Source organism: Streptomyces changchenzhani, from assembly GCF_039766235.1.
In the GTDB taxonomy this organism is placed as follows: Bacteria; Actinomycetota; Actinomycetes; order Streptomycetales; family Streptomycetaceae; genus Streptomyces.
On record NZ_JBDHNH010000004.1, the window covers coordinates 350,740 to 368,776 of the forward strand.

Annotated in this window: 15 protein-coding genes; 11 read left to right on the plus strand and 4 right to left on the minus strand. The window is 69.3% G+C overall.

The features are described from left to right. Window positions 1-113: 113 nt before the first annotated feature. Entirely contained in the window at window positions 114-395 is a 282-nt protein-coding gene (locus ABCR94_RS15900) for a hypothetical protein (RefSeq protein ID WP_347119948.1), read from the plus strand. A 900-nt stretch (window positions 396-1,295) separates the two neighbouring features. Next, complete coding sequence (gene istB / locus ABCR94_RS15905) at window positions 1,296-1,940, plus strand: IS21-like element helper ATPase IstB (RefSeq protein ID WP_347119949.1); 645 nt, start codon at window positions 1,296-1,298, stop codon at window positions 1,938-1,940. Between the two features lie 12 nt (window positions 1,941-1,952). Here the strand turns inward: istB and ABCR94_RS15910 are convergent, their stop codons facing one another. After that, the gene (locus tag ABCR94_RS15910; protein WP_347120150.1) at window positions 1,953-2,357 is read right to left on the minus strand and encodes a YunG family protein; all 405 of its coding nucleotides are present in this window, start codon (window positions 2,355-2,357) and stop codon (window positions 1,953-1,955) included. A 517-nt stretch (window positions 2,358-2,874) separates the two neighbouring features. Between ABCR94_RS15910 and ABCR94_RS15915 the strand changes: the two genes are divergently transcribed. The 5 genes from ABCR94_RS15915 (at window position 2,875) to ABCR94_RS15935 (ending at window position 7,509) form a co-directional block, all read left to right on the plus strand. After that, a complete protein-coding gene (locus ABCR94_RS15915; protein WP_347119950.1) occupies window positions 2,875-4,053 on the plus strand; it encodes a M1 family aminopeptidase in 1,179 nt (392 codons plus the stop codon). 72 nt (window positions 4,054-4,125) lie between these two features. Next, entirely contained in the window at window positions 4,126-4,419 is a 294-nt protein-coding gene (locus ABCR94_RS15920) for a hypothetical protein (RefSeq protein WP_347119951.1), read from the plus strand. A 179-nt stretch (window positions 4,420-4,598) separates the two neighbouring features. Next, complete coding sequence (locus tag ABCR94_RS15925) at window positions 4,599-4,793, plus strand: hypothetical protein (protein WP_347119952.1); 195 nt, start codon at window positions 4,599-4,601, stop codon at window positions 4,791-4,793. A gap of 90 nt (window positions 4,794-4,883) precedes the next feature. Further along, window positions 4,884-6,965, plus strand: coding sequence for an NAD-dependent DNA ligase LigA (gene ligA, locus ABCR94_RS15930; RefSeq protein ID WP_347119953.1), 2,082 nt, complete (start codon window positions 4,884-4,886; stop codon window positions 6,963-6,965). Between the two features lie 121 nt (window positions 6,966-7,086). Continuing rightward, window positions 7,087-7,509 (plus strand): SgcJ/EcaC family oxidoreductase, encoded by a 423-nt coding sequence (locus ABCR94_RS15935; RefSeq protein ID WP_347119954.1) that lies wholly within the window; start codon window positions 7,087-7,089, stop codon window positions 7,507-7,509. Between the two features lie 87 nt (window positions 7,510-7,596). Here the strand turns inward: ABCR94_RS15935 and ABCR94_RS15940 are convergent, their stop codons facing one another. Together ABCR94_RS15940 and ABCR94_RS15945 are read right to left on the minus strand one after the other, a co-directional pair. Continuing rightward, the gene (locus ABCR94_RS15940; protein ID WP_347119955.1) at window positions 7,597-8,268 is read right to left on the minus strand and encodes a formylglycine-generating enzyme family protein; all 672 of its coding nucleotides are present in this window, start codon (window positions 8,266-8,268) and stop codon (window positions 7,597-7,599) included. A gap of 532 nt (window positions 8,269-8,800) precedes the next feature. Beyond that, window positions 8,801-9,679: an alpha/beta fold hydrolase gene (locus ABCR94_RS15945; RefSeq protein ID WP_347119956.1), complete on the minus strand. Its 879-nt coding sequence runs from the start codon at window positions 9,677-9,679 to the stop codon at window positions 8,801-8,803. A gap of 115 nt (window positions 9,680-9,794) precedes the next feature. On the opposite strand from ABCR94_RS15945, the gene ABCR94_RS15950 reads away from it, so the two are divergent. From ABCR94_RS15950 to ABCR94_RS15965, 4 genes are all read left to right on the plus strand, one after another. Continuing rightward, window positions 9,795-11,765: an AfsR/SARP family transcriptional regulator gene (locus ABCR94_RS15950; RefSeq protein WP_347119957.1), complete on the plus strand. Its 1,971-nt coding sequence runs from the start codon at window positions 9,795-9,797 to the stop codon at window positions 11,763-11,765. A gap of 445 nt (window positions 11,766-12,210) precedes the next feature. Then, window positions 12,211-12,366, plus strand: coding sequence for a hypothetical protein (locus ABCR94_RS15955; RefSeq protein ID WP_347119958.1), 156 nt, complete (start codon window positions 12,211-12,213; stop codon window positions 12,364-12,366). 395 nt (window positions 12,367-12,761) lie between these two features. Continuing rightward, on the plus strand, window positions 12,762-13,715 hold the full coding sequence (locus ABCR94_RS15960; protein ID WP_521977070.1) for a YihY/virulence factor BrkB family protein: 954 nt from the start codon (window positions 12,762-12,764) through the stop codon (window positions 13,713-13,715). Between the two features lie 241 nt (window positions 13,716-13,956). After that, window positions 13,957-16,272 (plus strand): MMPL family transporter, encoded by a 2,316-nt coding sequence (locus ABCR94_RS15965; RefSeq protein ID WP_347119959.1) that lies wholly within the window; start codon window positions 13,957-13,959, stop codon window positions 16,270-16,272. 205 nt (window positions 16,273-16,477) lie between these two features. Here ABCR94_RS15965 and ABCR94_RS15970 read toward each other — a convergent pair whose 3' ends face one another. Beyond that, on the minus strand, window positions 16,478-17,566 hold the full coding sequence (locus ABCR94_RS15970; RefSeq protein WP_347119960.1) for a DNA glycosylase AlkZ-like family protein: 1,089 nt from the start codon (window positions 17,564-17,566) through the stop codon (window positions 16,478-16,480). Window positions 17,567-18,037 lie beyond the last annotated feature (471 nt).

The following is an 18,037-nucleotide window of genomic DNA, read 5'->3' on the forward strand; positions in this document are numbered from 1 at the left end:
GCGCCCAACGCCCTCCTGCCGCCGGACGCTCCCACGCATGGGCGAAAGGCCGTGGCCGGCCGCGTCTCCTCATCAAATCGGGCCGCTTCACCGGGACGTTGGGGGTGAGCGCGGTGAGCGGGCTCATCGCCGCTTCCTCGATGCTGAGCAACGACTGTGTGGAGGCTGTTGCGCCCTGGCTCTCCGCGCAAGCGGACCGGTCGGCCCCCGAAGGCGACGTACCCACCCCCGGCGCTGAGGAGCGAGGAGAGAGGGCGCCGAGCCAGGGAGACACCGGCCTGGGCGCTTACCAGGTGCAGAGGAGTCTGCTCCAGGTTCCCCAGTTCCACGCCGCGGAAGCCGACGGAGGCTACGACATCGAGGTCAGGGCCGCAGTAGCGCGATTCCAGGATTGACTCCTCGCCCTCTCTGAAGGGGGAGGGCAAGCGGCCGGATCGGCGCCACAGGGCGCTGCGCAGGGTGATGCCGTGGCGGGTGCGCAGGCGGCGGATCTCCCACAGGGTGACCGCGGTGACGGAGATCGGGGCGCCCAGGGTGAACAGCAGCCGGGTGCCGAACGGGACTGCTTCGTAGGAGCCGGCGAACAAGTCGATGATCGCGAGCTCCCACACCAGCGCGGTGGCCAGCAGCGGCGGTACGGCTGCCCCGGTCCCGGATACGGACCCCACGCTCCGCCGCCTCCATTGCCACGCACGTCGCACGCCCCCCCGCTGCGCACTTCTGTACGCACGCAGCATAGAAGCCGTCCCCAGGCACAACCAGCCTCTCCTGCCCCAGCGAGGGTCGCGCCTGCGCCCACCTGTCGGCCGGCCTGCCCGCGCCCTCCGCCTCAGGGTTTACGCATCGCCCCTGAGCCGGTCGCGCTGGATCTGTGAGAGCGGACAGCTCAAGATCCTTGTAGGCGGACAAGTCGGATCCTGATCTGCGGACAGCTGATCTCCCTTTCCGCGGACCCATTCGTGTCGATTCCGAACAGGTGATCCCTCCGGGAGTTGGCTCGGTGTTGCCTGGCAGCGAACCAACCCATTTCCGGAGGGACCGCCGACCTCGTCCTCGCGGACGAGGCCCATTCCGTCCAGCCAGGCACCTCCGCCTGGTCCGACTTCGGCCGCAAGGCCACCTGATCCTCCCCTCCCGAGCCGCTTTGCGGCCCGGGAGGGGGCCAGCACGAACCGTTCGCTACGGAAAGGAAGTTGATTATGACCACGACCGTTGTTGCTGATCCGCCCTAGGTGGTTCCGGCTCCCTCGCCCGTTCCCGCGTCCCCGGCGCCGCCACCGATCCCGGCCGAGGTCGTGCGAATCCTGCTGGAGGAAGAGATCAAGGGTCGTGACGAAGCGACCCGCCGCAACCACCGCCAGCAGGCCCAGCTCCCATCGGGCAAGACCTTCGAATCCTGGCGCGAGGCCGACTCCTCGATCCCGGCCCCGACCCAGCAGGCCCTGATGACGCTGGAATGGATCACCCGCGCGGAGAACTTGGCCTGCGCGGGGCCGTCCGGCACGGGCAAAAGTCACCTGGCGGAAGCCCTGGCGAACAAGGCGATCGACGAGGGCATGAAGGTCTGCTGGTTCACCCTCGAATCACTCACCGCCCACCTCGGGCGGGCGACCGTGGACAACACCGTCTCCAAGGCCGTCGCGAAGATCACCCGATGCGACCTCATCGTCGTCGACGACATCGGCATGCTGCCCTCGGGACAAGCCGCCGCCGAAGCGTTCTACCGCGTCATCGACGCCGCCTACGAACGCCGGTCCGTGATCGTTACCTCGAACCTGCACCCGTCAGGTTTCGACTCGATCATGCCCAAAACGCTGGCCACCGCCGCCGTCGACAGGCTCCTGCACCACGCGCACATCGTTCTCACCGAGGGATCTTCGCTGCGGCTGACCCAGGCCACCACCGGCCAGGGCGTCGTCCCACTGAACCAGCCGGGATGATCTCCGGGCAACTCACGCGGCAGGCTCCGGCAGATACCCGAGGTGCCCGGTGACCCGCTTGCGCAGGAGAAGGTACTCGTCCCAGCGGCGCAGGGGACCCGGTGGGCGCTCGACGACACGGCCCTCGGTGACAGTCTGGCCTCGCTGGAACTGCTCGCGCGTCAGGTCCATTTCGATGCCGCCGGGCAGTCGGTTCCACATGTGGAAGCCGTGCTGGACCCCCTTGAAATGCACCTCGCCAGCCATAAGGTCGCCACCGAAGATGTCATTGACGATCAAGGCCGTGATGTCACAGTGGCCCCAGGCCGGGTTTTCCGGCTGCCAGCCGGCACGAGCGAGATCGTCGGGTGAACAGGTGTCAGCCGCCCAGCTGGCACGCAAGGCACGGTCAAGGTCGAGCAGGTTCCAAGGGATCATGCCAGCAGCATCGCAGCCACCACTGACATCGAGGCCCCGCACGAACCCCCACCTGGGGGACGAAAAGTAATACCGGACAGAGGAGATCAACTGTCCGCCCAAAGGGACCTGAAAAGTCCGCTCACCCGGACGGCCCGCTGTCCGTGGACAATCTGGCGCGCGGGGGCGCGCCGTAACAGATGCAGATGCGGTGGTGGTCACGTTCGAGGGAACGTCGAGGCCACGGCTGATCTCGTCGTAGGCCTTCCGGTAGCTCCCGGGCATCTCTGCCCGGTTCAGCCTCAGGTCCTCTTCGAGGAGACGCCGCAGTTCGTCGACATTCTGCGGCGGGAAGCGCTTCTTACCCCGGGCGACGGCATGGAGGTAGCGGGTGGAACGGGCAGTGTCGTAGAAGAGGGTTGGCCAACCCGACACACGTCCCGGCGGAACCGTGTGTCGCCGAGAATGCTCAGTGCCAGTGGGACGTCCCTTGCTCTCATGAACCATCTGAAAGGCGAACATGCGATACCGCACTCGAGTGACAGCGCCGGCAGCAGCGCTCCTCGGAACAGCAGCACTTGCCTTCTCCTCCTCACCCGCCCAGGCCCTGGGCAGCGCGCAGCCACAGCGCACGAGACGCGGCGGCACGCCAGGTGGAGACAGCCTCGGCGATCCGGTATACCCGGTGCTCGGCAACACCGGATACCAGGTCTCCTTCTACCACCTCAACTTCACCTACCGCGCCGATGTGAAGCTGGTCGACGCGATCGCGACGATCACCGCGACGGCCACACAGGACCTTTCCCGCTTCTCCCTGGACCTCCTCGGCCCCGAGGTCCACGGCGTGTGGGTGGGCGGCCGTGAGGCGGTCTTCGAGCAGCTTGCCGAGAAGCTCGTCGTCACTCCGCCGTTCTGCGTCCCGGATCGCTCGCAGTTGGTCGTACGGGTCACCTACACCGCCGACCCGCGCAAGCTGAAGGCGCCCTACAACGGGTGGGTCCCGACCCTCGACGGGTTCGCGGTCGCCCCGCAACCCGACCTGGCGCGCAACATCTTCCCGTGCAACGACCACCCCACCGACAAGGCGGACTTCACCTTCCGCATCACCGCGCCGAGCGAGCTGACAGCTGTCGCCAGCGGCACATTGATCTCCACGAAGCCGCACACCGACGGCACCACCACCGTCACGTACCGCTCGTCCGACCCGATCGCGACCGAGGTCATCCAAGTCACCGTCGGTGACTACCAGATCGTCGAGCGACCGGGACCGAGTGGCATGCGGCTGCGTGACGTCGTACCGACCGCCAGGGCCGCCGCGCTGGAACCCGCCCTCGCCCTGACGCCCCATCACCTCACTTGGCTGGAACAGCACCTGGGCCGCTACCCCTTCGAGGCCTATGGCATCCTGCCCGCCAATACCGACGCTCCGGACGCCTTCGACTTCACTGGCCTGGAGACGCAGACACTCACCATCTACAAGCCGAACTACCTGCTCCAGAAAGAGCACTTGATCGGCTCGCACATGATGCACGAGCTGGTCCACACCTGGTTCGGCAACCTTGTCTCACCGGCCGCCTGGGCCGACCTGTGGCTCAACGAGGGCCACGCGGACTACTACGGCCTGCTCTACCGCTACGAGCGCGGCTGGACCGACAACCTCGGCCTGGTCACCCTGGAAGCCCGGATGAAGGACGTCTACTCCCGGGGCGACCAGTGACGGCTCGACGCCGGCCCGGTCGCTTCCCCGACGGCGGCCAACCTTTTCCACGGCCAGCGGTACACCGGTGGCGTGCTGGTCCTCTACGCCCTGTGGAACCTGGTCGGCCAGGACGTCTTCCGCCGGATCGAGCACACCTTTCTCGCCCGGCACCGCAACTCCCACGCCTCCACCCAGGACTACATCGCAGTGGCCTCCGAGATCTCCGGCCAGGACCTGTCCGGATTCCTCAACGAGTGGCTGTACGGCACGAAGACGCCACGGATGCCCGGCCACCCGGACTGGACCGTCACCCCGCCGAAGCCTTCCGCAACACGACGCGACCAACTGAACACCCCGAAGGACAAGGCGAGCGCGACCCTCTGACCTCCACCCGGCGTACCGAACACCGCCCGCGGTTGGCTCCGGTCCCATTCCGGAGCCGATTCGCTTTGCTCTTGAGTGGTCACGCGTGACGACAGTGATTGTGCCCATCTCCTTTCACCACCGGCGGCGTCCGACGCCCCAGCGGAGCACCGCTCGCACGAGTGCGGCAGACTGCGTCAATGAGTACCAAGCGCCGCGACCTGGGCACCGGGCCGCGCCCCGTCAGCCGCGACCATGAGCAACTGTTTCCCAACGGCCGGACCGTCGCCGAGCGGGCGGGCGATGCCAGACCGGAAGACCCGGAGACCTCGCGCGCAGCCGCCGCTCAGCATCCCGAGGGGCGGCGGACCCTCGGGACGGGCGGCGCGGGATGACTCTCTGACCTGGGTCGCGATCCGAGGGCGGGACGCGCCCCCACCGCGGGGCCACCGTCGATTGTCAGTGGTGGGCGGCAGGATGAGGGCATGACGACACCTGCCGCTGACCTCGCCGATCCCGCCGCGTACGCCGAGGCGATCGAGACCGCCGTGAAGGCTGCCGCCGCGTACTACGCGACGGGCGACAGCGCCCTGGACGACGATGCGTACGACCGCCTGGTGCGCGGCATCGCCGCATACGAGACGGCACACCCCGACGAGGTGTCCGCCGACTCTCCCACGGGGAAGGTCGCGGGCGGAGCCGTGGTCGGAGATGTGCTGCACACGGTTCCGATGCTGTCGCTGGACAACGTGTTCGGCACCGAAGAGTTCACCACCTGGGTCGCGTCGGTGGAGCGGCGGATCGGTCGGCCGGTCGAGGCGTGGAGTGTGGAGCCGAAGCTCGACGGCCTCGCAGTCGCCGCCCGGTACGACCAAGGCCGTCTGACCCGGCTGATCACCCGCGGGGACGGTGTGGCGGGTGAAGACGTCTCCCACGCGATCGGCACCATCGTGGGCCTGCCCGACCGGCTGAGCGAGCCCGTGACCCTCGAAGTGCGGGGCGAGGTCCTGATGACCACCGAGCAGTTCGAGCACGCAAACACCGAGCGCACACAGCACGGTGGGGCGCCGTTCGCCAACCCGCGCAGTGCGGCTGCCGGCAGCGTGCGGGCGAAGGACCGCCAGTACCGGGTGGAGATGACGTTCTTCGCGTACGGCGCCCTTCCTCCGGCCGACTCCGGTGACCTGGCGGGCTCGATGGTCGAGTTGCCGCACAGTCAGGTTCTTGAGCTGGTGGGGCGTCTTGGGGTGCACACCGCGGCCGAGACCGCGGTCCCACCCCGCACGGTGACCGCCGTCGATGCGGTACAGGTACGCGTGGACGAGATCGCGTCGCTGCGAACGGAGTTGCCGTTCGGTATCGATGGCATCGTCATCAAGGCGGACAGCGCGGCGGATCAGGCGGCGGCCGGCTCCGGTTCCCGGGCGCCCCGGTGGGCCATCGCATGGAAGCTTCCGGCGGTCGAGAAGGTCACCCGGCTGCTGGCTGTGGAGTGGAACGTCGGCCGTACCGGCACGATCGCGCCGCGTGCCGTGCTCGAACCGGTGGTGATCGACGGGTCGACCGTCACCTATGCCACCCTGCACAACCCTGCCGACATCGCCCGCCGCGACCTGCGCATCGGCGACCAGGTGATGGTCTACAAAGCGGGCGACATCATTCCCCGCGTCGAAGGTCCCGTCGCCCACTTGCGCACGGGCGAGGAAGAGCCCATCGCCTTCCCCGAGCTGTGTCCACAGTGCGGCTCCGACATCGACACATCGGAACAGCGCTGGCGATGCGTCCGCGGCCGCAATTGCCACATCGTTGCGTCCATCTCCTACGCGGTCGGGCGCGACCAGCTCGACATCGAGGGCCTCGGCGCCACCCGCGTCATCCAGCTGGTCGACATGGGACTCATCGCCGACTTCGCCGACCTGTTCACCCTGCGGGCCGACCAGCTCCTTGCCCTGGACCGGATGGGCCGCACCAGCACCGACAACCTCCTGGCCGCGATCGAGCAGGCCAAGGCACAGCCGTTGTCCCGTGTCCTGGCCGGCCTCGGTGTACGGGGCACCGGCCGCTCCATGTCGCGCCGTATCGCCCGCCACTTCGCCACCATGGAGTTGCTGCGCGCCGCGGACGCCGAGGCAGTCCAGCAGGTGGAGGGCATCGGCGTGGAGAAGGCACCGGTGATCGTGGCGGAACTTGCCGAGCTTGCTCCACTCATCGACAAGCTCATCACCGCCGGAGTCAACATGACCGAACCGGGCGCGACCCCGCCCGCCCCCGGAGCGGAGGCTGAGGGCGGGCTCGCCGCGGACGCGGGTCCGCTCGACGGGATGACTGTTGTGGTCACGGGCGCCATGACCGGACCACTGGAGAAGCTGTCCCGCAACCAGATGAACGAACTGATCGAGCGGGCCGGCGGCAAGTCGTCATCCAGCGTCTCCAAGCGCACCTCGCTGCTCGTGGCAGGGGAGGGCTCGGGGTCGAAGAGAGAGAAGGCCGAGCAGTTGGGCACCCGAATCGTCACTCCGGACGAGTTCGCCGACCTGGTGAAAAGCCTCCTCGACCAGACCGACTGACCCGGCGGAGACGCCCGCAGGCTTCCTGCGGGCGTAAGCGGCGCCGGACGCAGGCCGACGCCGCTGACAGTGGAAGGATGGGCGTTGACCTCAACTCGGCTTCAGGTCCTAGGTTTTGCTCATGGAAACTACCGACTCCGCTCACCCCACCAACGACGTCGACGAGAAGCGGATCCGCGAGCTTGTCGCGCGGAGCCAGGCGGCGCAGATCGATCCGGACGTGCTGCCGGGGCTGCACACCTCGGACCTGGTGCTCATCAATGTGGCCGGGCGGCGTCTCTTCGGTCGTGAGACCTTCGCTTCGGCCATGGCCGAAGCGATCTCCTCGCCGCTCAAGGACATCCGGACCGAGCTGGAGGTCAACGACATCCGGTTCGCCACCCCTGACGTCGCCATCGTGAGCCTGACCAAGACCATCCATGACGAACGGTCCGAGACAGAAGGCTCGACCGAGCTGCCCATCGCCGGTGCCATGACCTACGTCATGACCCGCCAGGGTGACGACTGGCGTATCGCTGTGGCGCAGACGACACCGATTCAGTGAAGGCCCGCCGACAGCACCGGGCGAGCAAGGCGCTGCGTCCCGACGCAGGAAGGCCGCCCGTCCGACGTACCGTCCGACGTACGAATCTCAGCGCATGATGGAACGCGCGATGCGGAAACCTACGTCGTCGACCTGGAAGCTGGGGTGGCTGCGGCGCCGCGCCGAAGCCCGGCAGCTCCAGTGCTCGTCGAACCAACCCCCACCACGCAGCACCCGGTAGGCGCCGTAGATCTCGACGTCGTAGATGTCCCAGCACCAGTCCCAGACGTTACCGAGCATGTCGTACAGGCCCCACGGATTGGCCTGCCTGCCACCCACCTCGTGGATGCGCTCGTCCGAGTTGTCGCGGTACCAGGCGATGTCGTCGAGCGGCCCGTAGTGCGGTCCAGTCGTGCCGGCCCGGCAGGCGTGCTCCCACTCGGCTTCGGTCGGCAGCCGGTATCCGTCAGCGGACGCGTCCCACTCGATGCTTTCGCCGTCAGCAGGGAGGTGGTAGGCGGGCGCGAGTCCGTCGCGCCCGGACAGCGCGTTGCAGAAGCGGACCGCGTCCCACCAGGAAACGCCCTCGACGGGCAGTTGGTCGCCATGGGCTGTACTCGGTCGCGCTCCGGTGACCTGCGCGTACAGCTCCTGGGTGACCGGGAACGCCGCAAGTCGGTAGGGCGCGACCTCAACCGACCAACTGCGCTGTGTGCGCCGGTCCGACAGGGTCACCTGCCCCGGCGGGATGGTGATCATCGTCGTTGCACTCGTGTTCATGATGTGGCGACCCTACCCGGGCCTGATCCAGGCGCCCGTACGGCCAGTCGTGCGCCAAGTCCCGCCAGGCCGAGCGCGGCAGCCGTACGTTCCTCGGTCCGCCCTCCGGCCGGTGTCGGAGGACGGACCGAGCCACCGGGTGATCGGAGCGGTACGGCCGAGGGGTCCGGTGCTACATCGCGCCGATGACAAGGGCGGCGTTGTGTCCGCCGGAACCGAAGGACTCGCTCACCGCGAACGGCACTCGCCGGGTGCGGGGAGCTGTGGCGATGTCGATCGGAGAAGGATCCGAGGACCAGCGCGGTAGTGCCCAGGGCGACGGCGGGTGTGTCGGTACGGTCGGGGTACGTCGGCTCCGGCATGACCTGTCCTCTTGTTTTGAACGGGTTCAAATCGTGTGCCGAGCGTACCAACGGGGTCTGATCGTCTGCTGGTTGGGGTCGAGTTGCAGGGAGCCCTCGCCGTTCGGGTGGGGGCTAAGTGGGCAACCGCGGCTGCCGAGCCCGAGCCCGAGCCCGAGCGCGCCCATCGCTCAGCGGCGCAGAAGAGCCCGGAGGGCCTTGGCGATGTCGGCGGGAGCCTCTTCGGCCATGAAGTGGCCGGAGGCGACCGTGTTGTGGTGCAGATCAGGGGCCCAGGACCCCCACAGGGCGGCGGCGTCGAAACCGAGGGCCGCGCCCCAGTCCTGCTGGAGCACGGTGACCGGCATGGCCAGCTGGTTGCCGGCCGCTCGGTCGGACTGGTCGTGCTCGATATCGATACCGGCCGAGGCGCGATAGTCGGCGACGATGGAGGGCACCGCTTCGCGGCAGGCTTTCAAGTACGCGGCGCGGATGTCGGCGGGGATCGCCTGCGCGTCGTTGGCCCAGATGTCGAGGAAGTGGCCGAAGAAGGCATCCGGGCAGGCCGCGATCATCCGCTCGGGCAGACCTGGCGGCTGGGCCATCAAGTACAGGTGGAAGCCGACGGCCGCGCTCACCCCGTGCATCACATCCCACATGTCGACGGTGGGAAGAACGTCGAGGATGGCGAGCCGCGTGATGTGGTCGGGGTGATCGAGGCCGGTACGGAAAGCCACCAGGGCGCCGCGGTCGTGCCCGGCCAGGGCGAAACGGTCGTGCCCCAGGGCTCCGGCCAGCGCGACGATGTCCGCGGCCATGGTGCGCTTCGAATAGACCGTGCCATCGGTGTCGACGGGCTTGTCACTGTCTCCGTAGCCGCGCAGATCGGGGCAGATCACGGTGTGGTCGGCCGCGAGGTCGGCGGCGACGTACCGCCACATCAGGTGGGTCTGCGGGAACCCGTGCAGCAGCACGATCGGAGGACCCGAGCCGACGACGGCCGCGTTCAGGGCCACCCCGTCCTCTACGGTGATCCGCTGGTGGTCGAAGTTGGCGACGACAGGCGCCATGATCAGCCTCTTTTCCCTCGGTGAGCAGGTACCGCAACCCTGACGGCCGCGGATGAGCATCGAGTGAGCGAGCGATAACTTGGATCCGTACCAGCGAAGAGAGCAGGTCACGGGTGTGAGCGTCACGTTCGGGATTCTCGGGCCGGTGGTCGCGTGGGACCGTGACGGCGGCTCCGTCGGCCTGAAGGGACCCCGGCACCGCGCGGTACTGGCTCGGCTGATCGTCGCCCGCGGCCGTGTCGTGCCGGTCGCACGCCTGGTCGAGGATCTGTGGGTGGAGCCGCCCGCGGGCGCGGTCGGCGCGGTGCGCACCTTCGTGTCCGCGCTGCGGCGGGCCGTCGAGCCGCAGCGCCCGCCCCGCACCCCGGCCCGTCTCCTGGTCACCGAAGGCCCCGGATACGCGCTGCGCGCCGACCACAGCGCCGTCGACGGGTGGCGTTTCGAGCAGGCGCTCGCCGATGCTGCCACGCTGACGCCCCGGGAGGCGCTTCCCCGGCTGGAGGAAGCGCTGGAGTGCTGGCGTGGGCCCGCCTTGGCCGATTTCTCCGAGGAGAGATGGGCGCGCACCGAGATTTCCCGCCTCGGTGAGCTGCGGCTGTACGCCGTGGAACGCCAGGGCGAGGCGCGGCTGGCCCTGGGGCAGGCCGCGCAGGCGGTGGCAGATCTGGACGCGCACGTGGCCGAGCATCCGTGGCGGGAGGAGGGGTGGCGGCTGCTGGCCCTGGCGCTGTACCGCACCGGCCGTCAGGGCGACGCGCTCGCGGTACTGCGCCGGGCACGACGGCTTCTGGTCGACCAGCTCGGGGTGGAACCCGGCACGGCGCTGCGCCGCCTGGAGGCAGACATCCTCGCCCAGGAACACCACCTCGAACCGGCCCGCGAGCCGAGCGGTGCGGCGGAGAAAGTATGGGCGGAAGCCGCCGCCGACTACGACCGGACCGTGGTCCACGGCGCCCGCGCGCGGCTGGAGTCGACGGTAGGTCTGCTGCGCAACCTCGCGGTGACCGGCGGTGGCGGCCTTGAGGCCGCCCGCTGTCACCGCTCGGCCGCCATCATGGCGGCCGAAGGTCTCGGTGATGTGGAATTGACCGCCCGCGTGATCGGTACGTACGACGTCCCGGCGATCTGGACCCGCGTCGATGACCCGCAGCACTCGGTGAGCGTTGTCGCGGCGGCGGAGCGAACACTGAGGGCCCTTCAACCGGGGGAGCACGAGACCGCGCGTGCCCGGCTGCTGGCCACGATCGCCCTGGAATCACGGGGGACGCGTTCGGCTCGTGGGCTGCAGGCTGCCCAGCAGGCGGAGCAGATCGCGCGCCGTCTGGACGACCCGGCGCTGCTGACGTTCGCCCTCAACGGTGTGTTCATGCAGACGTTCTACCGGGCGGGCCTGTCCGCACGCCGGGACAGGACAGGTGCGGAACTGATCGCTGTGTCCGAGCGGCACGGCCTGGTCACCTACCAGATCCTCGGACACCTCATCCGCATCCAGTCACGCAGTGCCCTCATGGACTTCTCGGGAGCCGAAGGACACGCGAAGGCGGTGGACCGGCTGGCCGAACGCAACGAGCTGCCGCTGGCCAGTGTGTTCACCCAGTGGTTCCGGGCTCTGCGGCTGGCTACGACGGGCCCGGCACCAGCGGCGGAGGCGGCCTATCAGGCTGCCGCGGCCCAGCTCGACGGCGTCGGCATGCCCGGTCTCGAACGTGGGCTGCTGCCACTGGCTCTGCTGTGCCTGCGCGTGCAGAATGGCCGGCCAGCCCAGATGGACGAGCGGACCGACTGGGGACCGCACGAACCGTGGGCCAGGCCTTTGGTCCTCCTCGCGCAAGGCTCCCGCACGGAGACCGCGACGATGTTGCGCCGACTGCCCGACGCTTCCCCCGGCCTGTTGTACGAAGCTCTGTGGTGCCTGGCGGCACAGGCGGCGATCGCTGTCGCCGACCGGGCCACGATGGAACGAGCTGTCAGCGCGCTCTCGCCTGCGGCGGCGGAACTGGGCGGTGCGGCCAGTGGCCTGCTGACCGTCGGTCCTGTCTCACGACATCTCAACGAGCTCGCCACCGCACTGCGGAATGTGCCATGACGCGTGCGAAGCGGGGCGGGGGCCGAGTGCCTGTTGAGCCCGCTGTCGATTGGGCCTGACCAGCCCGATTCGCCGGTGTGAGCACTGGAGACCTGGCCACCACGGATTGTCGGGTGTCGCGCGGATTCTTCATCGGGCGGCTGGGCGGGGTTCTGCGTGGGCGCGTATCTGACGACGTAGACGCGATCCTGGCCGGTCTGCTGGGCGGCCGGCAACCCATCGTAATCATTTGTCCACAGTGCGCAGCCGATGATCCGCGCATGCATTGGTCGCCAAGAGCGGGGCACACGGTGATCGAGCGACAGGGATCCGGCGGCCGTCGACCGGGCGGCTGCCACGGATCTCACCAAACCCGGGCCACGACGGCGCGGGCAGGGCAAAGGTTGGTGCCTCTGACGAGGCGAGGACCGTACACCCTGACGAAACCAGAAGATGGGAAACGCACATGATTGTCCTTGGTGTCATTCTGCTCATCATCGGCGTGCTGGCCGGTATCTCCCTCCTGACGACGGTCGGCGGCATTCTCGTCGTGGTCGGCGCGGTTCTGTGGATCCTCGGCGCGATGGGTCGCCAGGTCGGCGGGCGCAAGCATTTCTTCTAGTCCCGCAACCTCTGCGGGCACAACGCGGCGCGGATGGGCCGCTGTTGAGAAGAATGAGGCGATCGGATCAGGTCGTGTAAGGAAGCCGTCACCGGATCGGTGCACCCCCTTTGTATGGCTCGGGGTCTCGTGGAGAAGCCCTCCGCCGGGGCCCCGCTGCCATGTCCGCCCTCGTACTGGCCGTTGTGCTCGCGTGCCGGGCGGTTCAGTGACCGGGGCTGAAGAGGGTGCTGGGTGCTGACTCCGGTGGGGCCGAAGACCCGCCGGGCCACCTGTCCCAGCCCGCCCGTGTCCATGTGGCGGGGACGGGAGAGGGATGATGGCAGCTGGGGAGGTCCACGAACGATCGAGGAATCCCCCCCCGTATCCACCACCCAGGTTCCCGGAGCACGAGCTTGCCCACCCAGACCGCCGCATCCGTGGATCCGATCCCCTGCGTGCGCGGGCGCACCCGGGGGCCGCGTCGCTGGATCTCCGCCCTACGCCGTACGCCTCTCGCGATCTGGAACGACGACATCTCCGACTGGGCAGCCGCCCTGACGTACTACGCCATCCTCGCGCTGCTTCCGGCGCTCCTCGTCACCGTGTCCGTGATCGGCCTGGCCAACCCGAGGGCGACGACCGCGCTGATCGCCGACATCACCGCCTTCGCTCCCGCGGAGTCCGGGGAGGCGCTGCGCCGTCCGCTGGAGGCGGCGACCCAGGAGCGCACCGCCGTGTGGCTGCTCGTCGCCAGCGGAACCGTGAGCGCCGTATGGTCCGCCTCCAGCTATCTGGCGGTGTTCCGCCGGGCACTGCACGCCATGCACCATGTGCAGGACGTCCGCCCCGCCCTGCGCAAGGCCCACATCATCGTGGCCTCGGCGATCGGACTGCTCGTCCTGCTGATGACCACAGCTCTTGCCTTGGTCCTGACAGGCCCGTTGGCCCGGTGGCTCGGTCGCCGTATCGGCCTGGCCCACGCCAGTGAAACGCTGTGGGCGATCCTCAAATGGCCGGTCCTGCTCTGCCTCGTCGCCTGTCTGATCCTGGTGCTCTTTCGTACCGGCCCGCGATCGGCGCGCGGGATCCGCGCGGGGCTGCCCGGCGGAATCCTGGCCGCGTTCCTGTGGCTGGTCGCCTCGGCGGGTTTTGCCCTGTACGCGACCCAGATCGGCAGCTACAGCCGGCTCTACGGTTCGCTTGCGGGGCTGGTCGTCTTCCTGATCTGGGTCTGGTTCACCAATCTCGCGCTGTTGGCCGGGGCGCAGTTCAACGTGGAACTGCACAGCCACGACCGGGGACCCTCCGATGTGGCCCCGGTGGCCCTGGCGTCCCTGCCGGAGAGTCGCACACCCGCCGTCGGCTGAGCGGCGGCGGCTCAGCCTCGCGGGAAAACTCCGGCCCGACTCTGCCCGGCGGGCCGCCGTGTCACCCGTTCTCCCGCACCGGCGTGCCCCGGCGGTGGAACGGACATTCAATACGGAGTGACCGCAGACCGCAGTGACCGAGGTGGCCGTCTCCGACAGCGGGAGCGACGCGAGAGATCACCCCGCCCCCAGGCTTCGCTCCCGTAGGGGAGCGGGCCGCCGGCCAGACCGGGAGTACGCCATGCCTTTGCCGCACCCCCCGAAGGACTCCGGCGCGGGCCCCGCCCGGACCCCGGCCCACGTATCGCGGCGGCGCAAGGGACTGCTGCGTCCGCTCGGCGAGTGGTGTGCCCGGCACTTCGTCGTCGTCCTCGCCCTGTGGCTGGCCGCGCTGGTCGGGCTTCAGGTGCTGCATCACGCGTACGGCGGCGAGTACTCCGACGACTTCTCGCTCCCCGGCACACAGTCGCAGGACGGCCTCGACATTCTCCAGGCGCACGAGCCGGCGGCCGGCGGCTACAGCAGCCAGGTGGTGCTCCACGACGCGGACAAACCGCTCACCGATGTGGGCAGCCAGGTCTCGACCGCCGTAGCCGATCTGCAGAAGCTGCCGGACGTACTCTCCGCCCAGAATCCGTTGCCGCCGACCGGGACGACGCAGCCACCGCCGCCCACCGGCACCGCGAACGTGGGCCCGCTCTCCACCGACGGCAGGACGGCGTACATCACCGTCCGGTTCAGCGTCCAGCCGTCCACCCTGGACCCCGACTACCTGGACGGCGTCGACAAGGCCGTCCAGCCGCTGCGCGCCGCGGGTGTGGACGTGGAGTACGGCGGCCCGCTGGGCGAACTGGCCCGGCCCGAACCGGACGACCGGACGAGCGAGGCCATCGGGTTCGGGGTGGCTATCCTGGTGCTGCTGATCGGCTTCGGCAGCGCACTTGCCGCCGTACTGCCCCTGGTGACCGCCTTGGTCTGCGCCATCTGCGGACTGGCCCTGCTGGGGCTCCTCGCCGCCGCGTCCACATTCGCCACCGTCTCTCCGACACTCGCCACGATGATCGGGCTCGGGGTCGGGATCGACTACGCGCTGTTCCTGGTCACCCGGCACCGCCAGAACCTCATCGACGGAAACGATCCGGTGACCGCCGCCGGCCGGGCCGCCGCCACCAGCGGCCGGGCCGTGCTGCTCTCCGGATGCACCGTGATCATCGCGCTGTCCGGTCTGTGGGTCTCCGGGATCAGCTTCATCGGCAAGCTCGGCCTGGCAGCTGCGGTCACCGTCGTCACGGCGGTGATCGGGGCGCTCACCCTGGTGCCCGCGATGCTGGGACTGATCGGCCGCCGCATCGATCGGATCCGGGTACGGACCCCCATCGCCGAGACTGCGGCCGAACCCGGTGAGGAGGCGCACGGCAGCTGGCACCGGTACGCGCAGCGGGTGGAGCGGCGGCCGTGGTGGTTCCTGGGCGGCGGCGTGATCGCACTGGTCATCCTGGCGTTCCCCGTCTTCTTCATCCAGCTCGGGCACATCGGGGACGGCGCCGACCCCAGGTCCTTCACCGACCGGCGCGCCTTCGACCTGATGTCCTCCGCCTTCGGCCCGGGGTCGAACGGCCCGCTGACCATCGTGATCGACCAGAGCGCCGTACCCCAGAGCGACCGTTCGGCGCTGGCGACCCAGGCGCAGAAGGCCCTCACCGGTGTGCCGGACGCCGCCACCATCACCCCCCTGAAAGCCACCTCGGACGGCGATGTGCTGATCGGTACCGCCTACTCCGCGGCCGCACCGCAGGACGAGAAGACCACCGGTCTGGTCAACCACCTCACCGACGACGTCCTGCCCAAGGCGGTGTCCGGGACCGCCGCCGACACCTATGTGACGGGCACGACCGCCGCCCAGGTCGACTTCCTCGACATCGTCTCCAGCAGGCTGCCCCTGATCATCGCGGTGGTCGTAGGGCTCGCCTTCCTCGTCATCCTGGTCGTCTTCCGCGGGCTTCTCGTCGCGGTCAAGGCGGCCGTGCTCAACGTGCTGTCGATCGCGGCCTCCTACGGGGTCGTGGTGGCCGTCTTCCAGTGGGGCTGGGGCGGCCCGGCGCTGGGCGTGTCGGGCGACGTACCGATCGAGAGCTACGTACCGATGATGATGTTCGCCATCGTCTTCGGGCTCAGCATGGACTACGAGATCTTTCTGCTGTCCCGGATCCACGAGGCATGGCTGCGCACCAAGGACCCGAAGGCCAGTGTGGCCCACGCCCTGGAGATCACGGCACGGGTCATCACCTGCGCCGCGCTCATCATGGTCAGCGTCTTCGCGGCCTTCATCCTCAGCGACAACATCGTGGTGAAGATGCTGGGCCTGGGCCTGGCCGCCAGCGTGCTCATCGATGCCACCATCGTCCGGCTGCTGCTGGTGCCCGCCGTGATGACGCTGCTCGACAAGTCGGCCTGGTGGACGCCGCGATGGCTGGACCGGATCCTGCCGCACCTGGACGCCGAGGGCAGCGACCCGGACCCCCGGCAGGGTGAACCCGCGACCGGGACGGGACCGTAACGCCGCCCGGGGGGCGGGCAGTTCGGCCGCGCGGGCGCCCCGACCGGGGCGCCCGCAGCCGCTCTCAGACCCCCTCGCCCGAGGCGGGGAGTATTGCTCCTGCTGAACGATTATTCCGGCAGGAGTCCCGAGTCGCCTCAAGCAGGCTGTGGCGCCGATGAGTTGGAGCAGGGCGAGGAACCTACGGCGAACCTCACACTCAGGTTCACTGGCTGATACGCAGAAGCACGTCGGCCGCGCCGCGGGCCGAGGCCACGACCGCGGCCTCCGCGTCGAGTCCGGCTCCGACGCCGGAGGGCAGAGCAGCGAAGGGAGTGACGGTCAGATCGAGCCGTCGGCCCGCTGCTCTGGCGCGCCAGGTGCCCAGGATCTCCGAGCCGACGAGCAGCGCGCCGGGGCCGCCGATCGCGCGCCAGATCTCTCTCTCCCGGCTCTTGACCGGTACGACCAGGCCCCGGTCACGCGCCTGCAGGAACGGATCACCCGGCGGAAGTAGCCGTACGAGCCCCGCGCTCTTCGCCGACAGCAGGGCCTCGACAGCGGACGTGGGGAGCCACGCCTTCTTGCCGTCCACTCCCACCTCGGTCACGTCGTCCGGCCACACCGCCTTCACCACAGCGGGTTTGGTACCGAGGTACTTCGCCACGTCGGCCGGCGTGGCAGGGCCGAGGAAACTCAGGTACGCGCGGATCACCGCGGAAGTTTCGGCGGCAGCGGTCGGGACGGGAAACCGTTCGCCCACCGGGCTCAGGACAGTCCGGCCGGCCTCCGCGCCGACCGCGACCCCCGCGAAGATCCCGGCCTGCTGGAACAGGAGCCCGGAAATGTGCCGCGCCCCGCAGGGCGCACACCAGTGCGTCAGTGACTCCGGTACGGCCGCACTGACCGCGGTACTGACCTCGCCCTTGCTCATCGGCCCCGTCACCACTGAGCGCAACGCCTCGGCGGTGACCTGGAAGGCCCGGACACCGAGTTGCGCACCCTCCTTGATCAGGGTGGTGCTGATCCTCGCCGTCGCGTCCGCGTCGTCCACCGGCCACAGGGCGGCGGCGAGCACGGGGAGTTCCGTACGGCGGTGGAGATGCGGCGCGCCGCGGAACGACCAGACGCGCTCCAGGCCGACCAGTGACGAGCGCCGGGCCGCAAGGGCCTGACGGGCCGACCCGCTCGGGGTGTCCTGCACGCCCATGGCCAGCACATCAGGGTCGGACACAGAGCGCTCGAACCCGTGTACCGCGACCCGGTAGGCCATCACCTGTTCCCGGCTCACTTCGATCCGGTGCGTACCGCCCACGATCACACCCTTCCTCCACGCGTGCCCGAACCGTACCTCCACCGTCCGGTGGTGCCGGGCGGGCGGCCCGTGATCGAGATCGACCGCTGGCGCGACTGGGGGACACGCCGGCAGCTTCATGCTCTCGGTGCGGCCCGAACTGTGCCGGAGGCAACGGCGGGCACGGCGGGCCTGGGTTCGGCGGCGGGGCAGGCGGCGTTGGCGGGGCATGGCACAGGCCCTGTCAGCACCGGTGCCGACAGCACGGGGGGCACCGGAAGCGGTAGCTGCTAGAACCGCCCACTCCGCCCGCCTGGGCGGCGGCGGCCATCCGGCCGTTCTGTTCGGAAGGGGGAGGACCGTCCTCGCCTCAACACCGAGGCATGCGGCGGCCGGTCGGCTGCGCTGCGGTTGACGGCTGCGGAGGACCAGCTCGCCCGTCTGCCGGACGGGTTCGAACTCATGGCGGGATGGCCGTCAGCGGCCAGCTTG